Origin of the sequence: Paenibacillus sp. Aloe-11 (assembly GCF_000245715.1) — a bacterium.
Lineage (GTDB): Bacteria > Bacillota > Bacilli > Paenibacillales > Paenibacillaceae > Paenibacillus > Paenibacillus kribbensis.
In genome coordinates, this window is record NZ_JH601063.1 from 23,083 (window position 1) to 35,834 (window position 12,752).

The following is a 12,752-nucleotide window of genomic DNA, read 5'->3' on the forward strand; positions in this document are numbered from 1 at the left end:
CATTCCGGTACACTAAAACTAAGCCGCCGTTAGATGCTTCCAGGGCCCAGTAGCGCCTTAATCAAATCAGTACAATAAATACAACAGATATCTGATTATGTGGAACCTTTACCTGATCATCTATTGGTAGTTCGAATTCGTTGGACTATTGTAGACATAATTGCCCTCCTAAGCTAGAAAGATCCCGATATATCATCGGGATCTTTCTTGATGTTTGTAAAATGACTAGTTCCAGACTTTTTTACCATCAGACAACAACACCTTGTGTACAGACAATAAAGTTGAGTTCTCGAATCATATTGAAAGTTCCCATTTTATCAATAAAATACATTTTAAAATTATCCCGTTATTAATCAACGGATTTTAATTTTAAAAAGTTGACCACTGAATCGGAGAAATAAATCATATAAACAATGTAGATTAGGGGATTGATTAACATCTCTTTTCCCAGGAGCGAGGGAAGCACAATACCCTTATTTGATAGCCGATTTGCGAAAGCATTTCTTCGCCAAAGCGACTAAGGAATCTTGAGTACATTGTTGTTATATAAAAAGAATCATTTTTTCAACCTTATCTCTAAAGCGGAGCGAGGGCTCTTAAACAAAAATTTGATGGAACATGATGAAAAACGTAACCCAATCAGTCCACAATACAGCCTATCGTCTTTCTTACCCGGTTTCCCCGAGAGGCCCTTTCAAGAATTCGTTCCAGCAAATCGTTCTGTTCTTCGAGAGAAGAATGGTCGAGTTGGTGCCTACGAAGAGCTTGGCGCTCCGGCATACCCTTGCGGCTTCACCGCTGCTCTTTGCCATGAGCCTTCATGTGAAGTTGGCTGCTTTCGTTGCTCTTCGCCCGAAACTGTTTTCGGGCAGAGTTTGCCAATGCGTTTGGTTATGTGCGGCGGAATCTTGCAATAAGATTGGGCACCGATTTTGTGAAGTCCATCGTACGTCCCATAATGATCGATGCTAAGAAAGTGTAAAATGCCGTCGTGATATCCATGACCATCGCTCCAAGTATAAGCACAAAAAAATCAAATGCAATATGAATCGTACCCATCTTTAGTTTAGGAAAATGAAGTTGAATTAACCGGCCTAACAGGCCAACGCCCCCGCTGGTCAGCCCTTGGCCAAAAACGATTCCCGATCCGAATCCCAAGAACGCCCCTCCAATCAAAATGCCTAACCATAAGGGAGGATGTACCCAATTTCGGATAGGATACAACAGGTCAAGGAAGACGGACAAAGCCCCTGCAACAATCACAGTCTGGATGACGAAGGAGCGGCCAATCCGTTTCCAAGCCAGTAATAACAAAGGAATATTAAGAGCAAACACGACGATACCCGGATTCCAATTCAAAGTATAGAGCGTAAGGATCCCGATTCCCGGGAATCCTGTACTGAATAAGTGAACGGGTACATATCCTGCGTTTATGCCTAGACCCATAATAAAACACCCAATAAACGAAATCATAATGTTTTTCACTTTCAATATTAAAGAACCTCCGTCTAGACTAGGCCAACTGGTTATAGGAGATCAGCCTGTGAATATGCACGGCCAGATAGGTGATCTCCTCGTTTGGAATGGTCTTTCCATACACTTGGTTAATATACTCCTTGATCTTGAAAGCCCCGTCCATCGCCTGCGGATACAGGCTGGCGATTTGCTCAAACAGGATGTTGTCCGTCGCCTCCAGCATTTTATCCGTATAAAACCGCTCCACAAAAAACTTCACATGGGTTACAAAACGGGTATAATGGACGTTTTCCGTATCCATGTCGATATTCATCGAATATCTCACCAGGTTGACGATGCTGCCGATCATTTTGGCCATCTTCATGCCGTCTTTGGATTCCTTCTCCCCGCTTTGAGCATTGATTAAATGAAAAGCGATGTTGGCCGCTTCCTCCTTGGGCATTTCGATGTGCAGCTTTTCTTTGATCAGCTCTAAGGAGAAGAGTCCGATTTCAAATTCCTCAGCATAGTAATTTTTAATTTCCCAAAACACTTTGTTGGTAATCGCGATTTTTTTAGACAACCGTTCCACCGCAAAATGCAAATGGTCCATTAGGGTAAAATAGATCCCCGTGTTGAGCTTGGTTTGCAGCTTCTTTTCCGCGTAAGCCACAATCTGCCCGGTCAGTTCCACGTATACCGGAGGAATGGTATCCAATACGTCAAGATACTCTTTGACTTTGACATTTTCGACGGGTACGAAGATTTGATCGGCTTGGTGTTCCTCGACGGTATTGCCCGCTTTTTGGCCGTAGCCGATGCCTTTGCCAAACAGAATGTACTCCTTGTTCTGCTCATCCTCCACCAAAACTACGCTGGAATTCAACACTTTTTTGATTTTGATCACACGGGTTACCTCCCTAATCGAAAGATGGGGAACTAATCCAAATCTTCGCCATTGCTTTCAATCACTTTTTTATACCAGTAAAAAGAACCCTTACGGCTGCGCTGCAACGTGCCGTTTCCTTCGTCATCCTGATCGACGTAAATAAAGCCGTACCTTTTGGACATCTGGGACGTGGAAGCGCTGATGATATCAATCGGTCCCCAGCTTGTGTAGCCGAACAGGTCAACGCCGGCTTCCACCGCTTCCTTCATTTGTTTAAAGTGTTCCCTAAAATAATTGATCCGGTAGTCATCGTGGATAGAGCCGTCGCTTTCCACCCGGTCCACGGCTCCCATGCCGTTTTCCACAATGAGCAGCGGTTTTCTGTAGCGGTCGTATAACTCGATTAAGGAAATTTTCAGGCCGACCGGATCGACCTGCCATCCCCAATCCGTTACGGGCAAATAAGGATTTTTCACCCCTGTGATCGTATTGCCGGACGTTCGCTCCAGTCCTTCTTTGGCGGACTCGGTTAATGACATATAGTAGCTGAAAGAAACAAAATCGACCGTGTGCTTCCGCAAAATCTCCTTATCTCCCGGTTCCATTTGCAGATGAATATTTTTCTGCTCGAGCATGGTTTCGATCAGAGGCGGGTATTCTCCAAATACCTGCACATCCGCGTAAAAATAAGTGTGCAGATTCCTCATCAGCGTAATTTCCACATCTTTGGGATGGCAAGTATTTGGATAGGTCGTCAGCATCGTCAGCATGCAGCCTACCTGGCTGCCCGGAATGATGCGGTGGCAATCCGCCGTCACCAGCGCCGAGGCGACAAACTGGTGATGCAGCGCCTGATAAATGGTTTCCTCAACCTTGCCCTCCGGACAACGCTCCGGGACAATGCCCGCGGTCGTGAAAGGATGGCGGATGATGCTGTCGATTTCGTTGAAGGTCAGCCAATATTTCACCAGGTCCTTAAAACGCGAGAAGCAGACATTACTAAATTTCACGAAATAATCAATGACCTTTCTTTCCACCCAGCCGTTGTATTTGACGCTTAAAGCAAGGGGCATTTCATAGTGGGAAAGCGTGACGATCGGTTCGATGCCGAGCCGTCTCATTTCCGAGAACAAACCGTCATAAAACTTCAGCCCCAATTCATTGGGCTCGTTCTCTTCACCGGTCGGAAAAATCCGGCTCCAGGCGATCGAAACGCGCAGCGCTTTGAAGCCCATTTCGGCAAACAGGGCCAAATCCTCTTTATACCGATGATAAAAATCGATCCCTCTGCGTTTCGGATATTTTTTGACGTCCGGATCTTGCATCGCCCGTTCGATCATTTCGGTGGTAATGACCTGGTGCGCTTCGTAATCCTCGACATTCAAATGCGGTCTATACATGGCTATGTCAGCTACGGACAGACCTTTCCCATCCACGTTCCAAGCGCCTTCCGCCTGATTGGCGGCAATGGCGCCGCCCCATAAAAAGTTCTCTTGAAATCCTTTGCTCATTTCAGTTCTCTCCCTTGGTTTAGTTTTCTAAGGCGGTTACAACCATCAAAGTATCCTGGCGATTCACCTGTTTTATATCCGCAACCTCGACCGCGTATTTGCCCTTATTGGTCACGATGGCGATAGTTACCGGATCGAAGCCTTCTTCAATAATTTTTTCAAGATCGAACTTCAGCAATAAATCACCGGCTTTCACTTCATCTCCGGCCTTCACCTGGGGTTCAAAATATTTGCCCCGCAACTGGACGGTATCGATCCCTACATGGAACAACAACTCGATGCCGTTCGCCGTACTCATGGCAATCGCATGGTTTCTGCTGTATACCACTTCAATTTTACCATCCACGGGCGCGTATAATTCGCCTTTGGCGGGAATAACCGCAATTCCCTCGCCCATCGCTTTGGTGGAAAAGACCTCATCCTTCACTTCGGACAAAGGAACCATTTCCCCGACTACCGGACTTTTGAACTCTTTCACCGCGGTAAGCTGGTTAGCCAATTGCTGCTCTTCCTCTTTGGCTTTGTTGTCTTTGCCAAGCATAAAGGCCGAAACAAAGGCAACCGCAAAAGAAATGACGAGCGCGATGATGGCATTGATGATATTTCTCGGCAAATCTTCCGAGATAAACATGGATAAACTGGCTATCCCAGGTCCGACGAGCACATAAGCCTGCAAGCCGACGATACCGATGAACGCCCCCCCGACAAGAGAGCCGACAATGACGCTGCCGAGCACTTTTTTATTTTGCAGCGTGACCCCATACAAGGCCGGTTCCGTAATGCCGAATAAGGCGGATATCCCGGCGGAAATCGCCGTGGCTCTTAGCGCTTTGTCTTTGGTCCGTACCGCAACGGCGAAGCAAGCGCCGCTTTCGGCGATATTGTGGGCAAGCGAAGCGGGTAAATAAAGCAATTCCTTGCCGGTGCTTCCCATCGCGGTGAGAGCGTAAGGAATGAGCGCTTTGTGCATGCCGATGGATACCATCAGTGGCAATACGGCGGCCAATAACGCTACGGCAATCCAGCCCACTTTATCGAACAAGGTTAAGATGATGGATGAGAAACCTTCGCCGAGCGTATAACCGAGGGGACCCAAAATTAATAATGAAACCGGAACGGTAATGAGCAGCGACATCATCGGGACAAAAAAGATTCGGATCACCTTCGGCGATATTCGCGTAAACCATTTCTCCATTTGAGCGTAGAGCAACACGGTCAGAATCGCCGGGAAGACCTGGTAGGCATAGGCGATATTTTTAACCTGAAAACCGAACAACTGAACGCCTTCTCCAAGCATAGCCGCCATGTTCGGTAGAAGCAAAGCGCCGACGGCAGCCAGAGCAACCAATGTACTGACTTTCAGTTTGTTGGCGGTGGTAACAGCCACCAATAATGGAAGAAAGTAAAGAGCGGCGTCTCCAATTTGAAACAAGATTTTATAAGTGTGGCCGTCCGGATTCAGAACATTCATTAAACCAAGCAGCAGCAGCAGCGACTTTAACATCCCCGCGCCGGCAATCGCCGGAATCAGCGGCTGAAACACACCCACGATAAAATCCAAAATAACGCTGCCGAGTTTTTTCTTCTCTTTCGGTTTAGCCTCGAATGCCGCAGCAGCGGATTCCGAGTTCGGGTTCGGCGCCCCCTCCAACAACTGATTGACCGCATCATAAACTTCAACGACTTCATTCCCGATGACGACCTGGCACTGACCAGTCATTTTTACAGCGATGACGCCGGGAATGCTTTCGAGCCGCTTGACATCGGCTTTACTATTGTCGATCAAGGAAAAGCGTAATCTTGTCGAGCAATGTTCTAAATGGGAGATGTTTTCCTTGCCGCCTACATGCTTCAGAACCTCCGCGGCGGTCTGTTTGTAATCCATGTCTATGCTCCTTCCTTTTGTAATTTTGCGAAAGGAAGCAGGCTTTTTATGCAAATAAAAAAGGACCTAAAACGACAAATATAATATTCGTCATTTTAGATCCTGCCTGCATTACCAGTCACATGTCTAATAGGTATATTCGATTGATTGAATTATAAATCAGATTTTTGAAAGCGTCAACATTATTTCTCAGCCGGCAGTAATCAAGGATGGTTAGCAATTTCGGTTATACTTAAAATTGGAATTAATCCCTTTTTATTCAAAATAAATTGAACCAGGAATATATCTCCTTCACTAAACCCGTATATTTGTTGTATTCATAAGAAATCCCCACATGACAGACAGAGCAATGGCTTTCTTTATTCTGTCTGTCATGTGGGGATCATTCACATAGTAGGTGTTTTTTTGTTTCGCACGTTTCGCGTGCTCAACTGTCTAAGACCACTAAAAAAGCCGCTAAATTAGCTGACCTTCAACGGGGCTATATTCTTATCCCGTGACACTTGTTGTATTGTTGTAGGTTTGTTTGACAGTTTCATGTTTACTCATCTACTTAACGGTATATCTTTTACAAGAACTAACTCGTCAAAAGAAACCTCGAATGAGTTCAGTGATGCCATCCATAGCGTCATAAACTCTCTTCATCTCAGTTTCATTGAGTTGATGATCAATGCATCCTGATTTTTTCAGTTTAGAGATGTGCTCTGAATTAATTATCATAAACTAAGAATCACCCCCGTATAAACCATTGCATCAAATTTTCTTCGTCCTGTCTATTCGTCTTTGAAAAATCCCCTTTAGGGAGACAATGCATTTTTAACATTGTATTCTTAAAGGAGACACTACCTTTTTCAAAATGAAGCAGCGCTGAATTTTGTAGCAACTTTACCTCTAACGGTTAATGATTATTTCTGAAAGTATTTTGCTCCATTATCAGCAATGATTTCTTTGTACCAATAAAAACTTTTCTTTCTGATCCTTCTGAGCGAACCCGAACCGTCATTATTTTTATCAACATAAATAAATCCATATCGTTTTTTCATTTCACCGGTCCCATTACTTATAAGATCGACTGGCCCCCAACTTGTATACCCTATGATCTCAACTCCATCTTTAATCGCTTCTGCAATCTCGGCAAAGTGACTATCCAGGTACTCAATACGATAATCATCTTCAATAATATCATTTTCCAAGAGAACATCTTGTGCTCCAAGTCCGTTCTCTACGATAAATAGTGGTTTATTGTACCTTTCATATATCTGATTGCAAGTAATACGCATTCCCTTGGGATCAATGGTCCAGCCCCATTCAGAAGTCTCCAAGTAAGGATTAATGACAGAACCAAATACATTGCCGTCGGTGAAATTCTTTAAGATTTCAGGGTCAGAACTGGTGCAACGACTTGAATAATAGCTAAAGCCAATGTAATCCACCGTATATTTCTTGAGTATTTCTAAATCTTGAGGTCCCAATTCCAGATGGATATCATGCTCCATAAAGAAACGTTTAGCGTAACCTGGATACTCCCCTTTAGACTGCACATCAATCAGGAAATACGACTCTCTCTCCATGTTCATTACTTCCCAGTAATCTTCTGGATTGCTGCTATACGGATAAACATTTCCAGCTGCTAACATACATCCTATCTTGGCATTAGGAATGATCTCATGACAGGCTTTCACTGCAAGTGCACTTGCGATGAGCTCGTGATGTGCTGCTTGATATAGTACTTGCTGCCGGTTCTCCCCTTCTTCAAAAATAATACCACCCCCTGTATAAGGTAGGTGTAATAGCATGTTTATTTCATTAAATGTCATCCAGTACTTTACTTTATTTTTATAACGCTCAAATAACGTTGTTGAATACTTTTCGAACAGTTCAATCATGATTCGATTTTTCCATCCGCCATACGTTTTTGCCAGGTTTACGGGTAAATCAAAGTGGCAAATCGTTACAACGGGTTCAATATTATATTTCAGAAGTTCATCAAATACAGCATCATAAAATTGCAATCCTGCTTCATTTGGAGTGAGATCATCACCATTAGGAAATATCCGCGCCCATGAGATTGACATCCTGAATGATTTGAATCCCATCTCAGCAAAAAGTGCGATATCTTCTTTATAGCGATGGTAAAAATCGATGGCTTCATGGGAAGGATAAAACTCGCCTTCCTTGGGCACAAACGAATCTAAATTTCCAAGTGCAACCTGGTTCCGACTAGGACCCAGTGGCATTAAATCTATAGTTGTTAGCCCCTTACCATCAGCTAAATAAGCCCCTTCAATCTGATTGGCTGCTGTTGCTCCCCCCCACAGAAAATTGTTTGGGAATTGAGTAATTCCATTAAACATTTCTTGTGCCTCCTCTTTTTTATAGATGCAATTTGATCAATGATTCTTTTTCGTTAATGACGTCTTTTGTGGTGCTTGGTTCAATCTCACGATAAAGCGACGAATTAGTGACAACAATAGGAGTTACCGTTTCGTATCCGGCGTCTAAGATCGCCTCTAAGTCGAATTCAACAATTACGTCACCGATATTAACCCGATCACCGTCTTTGGCAATTGCATTGAAATGTTGTCCTTTAAGTTGAACCGTATCTTGTCCAACGTGGATGAGAATCTCTACACCTTCATCACTAACGAGTCCAATGGCATGCTTAGTTCGATAGATCGTTTGCACAACACCGTTAACAGGTGATACTACGCGACCATTTGTAGGACGTATAGCAATTCCTTTTCCCATGTGTTCTCCAGCGAAAGTCTCATCTTTAATATATTTGAGTTCAACCACTTCTCCAGTCATAGGGCTAAATATTTCAACTGTTTGGTCGGTATGAGAGTCTGATTCCTGCTTGATTTCATTGTTGCTTGCACTTAGATCAACTTGTTCATTAAAACCAATGAAATAGGTCAGGATAAACCCAAGGATAAAAGCAACGACAGTTGCAATTAAGGACATATAAAACCCGAAATCAACGCCGGCAGACTTGCTTACATAGTTAGGGTATCCAAATACACCCAGTCCCCCAAGAACATAAAACTTAGATCCGGCGTATCCTAGTAATCCCCCCCCAATTCCACCTGCAATACAACTCATAATAAATGGTTTTTTTAACGGCAGAGTTAGGCCATAAATAGCAGGTTCGGTAACTCCAAAAATTCCAGAAATGAATGCTGGCACGCTCAGAGACTTCGTTTTGTGATTTTTGGATTTTAAAAGAACCGCTAACACAGCACCCGTTTGCGCAAAAGAAGCTCCAAAAGAAAGGGCCATGATTGGATCTGAACCCAGCGTTCCAATATTAAGTAAAGAAATTGGGATGATCCCCCAATGCAGTCCAAAGATGACCAGAACTTGCCATAGTGAGCCAATAAGTAACCCTGTGATTATTGGACTTATTTCGTAAACACCAGTGGCGCCTGCACCAATAAGATCTCCTATCCATGTAGATACTGGTCCCAGAACTAGAAAAGTAGCAGGGACAATGACTAGCATAGTGAAAAATGGAACCAAGAAAGTTCTAACTACTTGAGGAATCACTCTTCTTAAATATTTCTCCAGTTTTGATGCAATAAATGAAGACAAAATAATGGGTATTACAGAGGATGAATAACTCATTAAAATTACTGGAATGCCCAAAAATGTGATATGAACAGGCGACTCAAATAATGTTCCTTCAAACAAAGTGTATAGAGGATTCCCTGTACTTAATCCTGACAAAGTTGGGTATACCAATGCAGCTCCTAAAGCCATGCCTAAAAATGTTGAGCCACCAAATTTTTTCATAGCAGTGTATCCTAAAAATACGGGGAAGAAGTAAAACAAGCAGTCCCCAGTTGCTTTTAATAGTTGATAAGTCCCCGATACTTCAGTGATCCAACCGAAGGATAGAAACATTTCATTAAACCCTTTAATCATACCTGTTGCGGCTAATAGACCAAGTAAAGGTTGAAATACTCCAGAAATTATATCGATAAAGCGATTAAAGATACTTCCCGTGGATTTTACAACGTCAGCATTTGTACTGTCAGTATCATCAGTAGACCATTTACCGATCTTATTGATGGCTTTATACACATCGGGTACTTCGTTCCCGATCACAACCTGGTATTGACCGCCGCTTTGCGTGACTGTAATAACTCCGGATAACTTTTTTAATTCTTCTGTTCTGGCAACGCTCTCATCTTTCAATTGAAAGCGCAATCTTGTCACACAATGAACAACACTGTTAACGTTTTCAACACCGCCAACCCGAGACAGAATCTCTTTGGCCATTTGGTCATAATTCATGTATGCTCTTCCTCTCTGGCTGTGATTTTGCATCGAGCCATGCAAGCTCAGCTATCCAGGTTTTGGCCCTTTGACGGTAACAATCCTGTAATGCCGTGCAGCAATATTCTTTTGGTCTCACATACCTTAGATTCTGTGAAAGTTAGCTTAAAATACGTCTTTTCTGGCCAGAAACAGTATTGCCTGTTCGAACAGTGACAATCCAATTGATGTATAAGCTACCTTCGCGGACAATAATAAAACACTTTTTTTTGAAATTGCAAGTATTATTTTGGGTCAAATTATTTGTATAGAGAAAATCTACATGAATACATCCACATTTTTTATATGAAGTCAATTTAGTTCAAAAAAGAAAAGTCATCAAAACGTGTTTCAAGAATTCATAAGTGATGAAAAGCAATAAAAATACTCCTTTCGACTCCCATCGTTATTTATTTCAGGTTATTGACAACGACGAACTATTGCTTATATACTGAAACCGATATGAATCCAATACTAAAACCTTAATGGATGTGGATTTTTCAAGAGAGTTATCTCTTTTTTCGCCACACAAATGTTCTGTACAGACATTTGTGTGGTTTTTTTGTATTCAAAAAAGGAGGATTGTTATGAAATTATGGCATTATGCACTAATTGTTTTCTTAGGTGGGTGTTGTTACGGGATACTTTCCACATTTGTTAAACTGGCTTATAGCGCAGGTTTTTCGGCACCCGAGGTGACAGGTGCGCAGTATTTCTTTGGCACTATGCTAAGTTGGATACTGGTTATGTTCACCAAAAAGAAAAGACTAACATTTAACCAAGTCATGAAGATTCTGATGTCCGGAATTCCATTTGGATTAACAGGTATGTTTTATTACAAATCTTTACAGACTTTAAATGCCTCATTAGCCATCGTTTTGTTGTTCCAATTTGTTTGGATCGGAACACTCTATGAATGGGTTTTCCAAAAAAGAAAACCAACTGGAGGAAAACTTGTATCCATTCTAATCCTACTCTTTGGTTCAATTTTAGCCGCAAACATATTGTCTCAGGGCGATATCTCACTATCATGGCAAGGAATAATTTGGGGGTTCCTCGCAGCTATAACCTTTGCTTTATTCGTTTTTCTGAGTGGATCTGTCGAGAAGGATACCCCGCCTATATTAAAAAGTTCACTTCTTTCGACCGGGGCTGTTATCACTGTTTTTGTGGCTTTTCCTCCAACGTTTGTAATGAATCTTGATACGCTCACTGAATTAAGTCCCTATGGGTTGTTTCTTGGTGTGTTCGGAGTGGTGTTGCCTCCCCTCTTGTACTCGATAGGCATGCCACATGTTGGTTCAGGAATGGGGACCATAATGACTGCTTCTGAATTACCCATGGCCGTCATTATGTCCTCACTTGTGTTAGGAGAACATGTGGGGTGGATTCAGTGGATCGGCGTTCTCATCATTTTGACTGGTATTGCATTCAGTAATCTTCGACGCAGAAAACCAGAACCACAATCCCCTCCATCTAAAGAAGCGGTTCTATAAAAGTTATTGTTAATGATTTTTATGTTGATATTTGTTAATTGTAAAATCGGTATTTTATCATATTCAAACTTCAGGAGGACTCGATAATGATATCTGAACTGGATTTGAAACATCTAAACCGTTGTGTTGAACTTGCACGGATTGCACTCAATAATGGAGACGAACCCTTTGGTTCCCTTCTTACTGATCATGAAGGGAATGTCCTAATTGAAGATTTCAATCATGTTTCCGGAGGGGATCATACCCAACACCCAGAATTTGCATTAGCACGATGGGCAGCTATTAATCTGTCTCTAGAGGATCGTGCTAATGCAATAGTCTACACTTCTGGTGAACATTGTCCGATGTGCGCAGCTGCTCATGCCTGGGTGGGATTGGGGCGTATCGTTTATGCTAGCTCTTCCGCTCAACTCGTGCAGTGGCTTGAGGAATTGAAAGTTTCTCCTACGCCTATCTATAATTTAGCTATTGAAGAGATTATTCGAATTGCAAATGTGGATGGTCCTGTACCTGAATTAGCTGAGCAAGTTAAAGCATTAGACTTTTTGTAGCCCATGATTACGGAGAAATCAATAAAGAGAATAAAAACATTTTCAATTTCCATCAGTTTAATCGTGAACGGGATACAGCCATTGTTTCCCTCATTTTAGGATCAGGACTTAGACTATCTGAGGTTGCAGGCATTAACATTGAGGATCTGGATATAAATAAAGCTTTAGTTCGTGTTATCCGTAAAGGTAATAAAGAACAATTTGTGTATTTCAGCAAGCAAGCTTTACTAGATTTAGAAAATTATCTTCAGATTAGAACAACAAGATATATCCCAGAAAAAAACGAAAGCTTTTTATTTATTGTAGCTCCATTGGCCGTAAAGGAAAAAGCCGACGCAACACAGAGATCCATTGAGAAACTGATTGAAAAATATGCTACAGCTTTTGGAAAACCAGCTCTAACCGTGCATTCTCTGAGACATTCATTTGCAACGCGTTATCACTTGGAGAACAATGATGTGCCTAGATTGAAAAACCAATTAGGACATTCTTCAATACAAACGACAATGATTTATACTCATTTAACTGATGAAGAGATGAGGAAAGCAGTTAATAAAATGGATAAGTAATTTAATGAAATTCAGTTTATATTAGAAGACATTTTTGACAATATTGAAAAAATAGAATACGATTGGAGTGAACGATCAT

General features: G+C 42.2%; 9 protein-coding genes. 3 read left to right on the forward strand and 6 right to left on the reverse strand.

Going from position 1 to position 12,752, the window contains the following annotated elements:
- Positions 1–891: 891 nt before the first annotated feature.
- From WG8_RS19870 to WG8_RS19895, 6 genes are all read right to left on the reverse strand, one after another.
- The gene (locus WG8_RS19870) at positions 892–1,485 is read right to left on the reverse strand and encodes a YitT family protein (protein WP_232289140.1); all 594 of its coding nucleotides are present in this window, start codon (positions 1,483–1,485) and stop codon (positions 892–894) included.
- A 28-nt stretch (positions 1,486–1,513) separates the two neighbouring features.
- Entirely contained in the window at positions 1,514–2,362 is an 849-nt protein-coding gene (locus WG8_RS19875; protein WP_007432039.1) for a PRD domain-containing protein, read from the reverse strand.
- A 32-nt stretch (positions 2,363–2,394) separates the two neighbouring features.
- Positions 2,395–3,855 carry a glycoside hydrolase family 1 protein gene (locus tag WG8_RS19880; protein WP_007432040.1) on the reverse strand — a complete coding sequence of 487 codons (1,461 nt, stop codon included), beginning with the start codon at positions 3,853–3,855 and terminating at the stop codon, positions 2,395–2,397.
- Positions 3,856–3,874: 19 nt separating this feature from the next.
- Positions 3,875–5,740 (reverse strand): beta-glucoside-specific PTS transporter subunit IIABC, encoded by a 1,866-nt coding sequence (locus tag WG8_RS19885; RefSeq protein WP_007432041.1) that lies wholly within the window; start codon positions 5,738–5,740, stop codon positions 3,875–3,877.
- A gap of 905 nt (positions 5,741–6,645) precedes the next feature.
- The gene (locus tag WG8_RS19890; protein ID WP_007432042.1) at positions 6,646–8,094 is read right to left on the reverse strand and encodes a 6-phospho-beta-glucosidase; all 1,449 of its coding nucleotides are present in this window, start codon (positions 8,092–8,094) and stop codon (positions 6,646–6,648) included.
- Positions 8,095–8,113: 19 nt separating this feature from the next.
- A complete protein-coding gene (locus WG8_RS19895; RefSeq protein WP_007432043.1) occupies positions 8,114–10,036 on the reverse strand; it encodes a beta-glucoside-specific PTS transporter subunit IIABC in 1,923 nt (640 codons plus the stop codon).
- 608 nt (positions 10,037–10,644) lie between these two features.
- Between WG8_RS19895 and WG8_RS19900 the strand changes: the two genes are divergently transcribed.
- The 3 genes from WG8_RS19900 (at position 10,645) to WG8_RS19910 (ending at position 12,673) form a co-directional block, all read left to right on the forward strand.
- Positions 10,645–11,553, forward strand: a complete 909-nt coding sequence (locus tag WG8_RS19900; RefSeq protein WP_043891272.1) for an EamA family transporter — start codon at positions 10,645–10,647, stop codon at positions 11,551–11,553.
- A gap of 86 nt (positions 11,554–11,639) precedes the next feature.
- A complete protein-coding gene (locus WG8_RS19905) occupies positions 11,640–12,104 on the forward strand; it encodes a nucleoside deaminase (protein ID WP_007432044.1) in 465 nt (154 codons plus the stop codon).
- A gap of 38 nt (positions 12,105–12,142) precedes the next feature.
- The gene (locus WG8_RS19910; RefSeq protein ID WP_442950079.1) at positions 12,143–12,673 is read left to right on the forward strand and encodes a tyrosine-type recombinase/integrase; all 531 of its coding nucleotides are present in this window, start codon (positions 12,143–12,145) and stop codon (positions 12,671–12,673) included.
- Positions 12,674–12,752 lie beyond the last annotated feature (79 nt).

Excerpts from the sequence above, each read along its gene's own strand:
- WG8_RS19895 (WP_007432043.1), bottom strand. The coding sequence starts at position 10,036 with ATGAATTATGACCAAATGGCCAAAGAGATTCTGTCTCGGGTTGGCGGT.
- WG8_RS19890 (WP_007432042.1), bottom strand. The coding sequence starts at position 8,094 with ATGTTTAATGGAATTACTCAATTCCCAAACAATTTTCTGTGGGGGGGA.
- WG8_RS19885 (WP_007432041.1), bottom strand. The coding sequence starts at position 5,740 with ATGGATTACAAACAGACCGCCGCGGAGGTTCTGAAGCATGTAGGCGGC.
- WG8_RS19900 (WP_043891272.1), top strand. The coding sequence starts at position 10,645 with ATGAAATTATGGCATTATGCACTAATTGTTTTCTTAGGTGGGTGTTGT.
- WG8_RS19880 (WP_007432040.1), bottom strand. The coding sequence starts at position 3,855 with ATGAGCAAAGGATTTCAAGAGAACTTTTTATGGGGCGGCGCCATTGCC.
- WG8_RS19905 (WP_007432044.1), top strand. The coding sequence starts at position 11,640 with ATGATATCTGAACTGGATTTGAAACATCTAAACCGTTGTGTTGAACTT.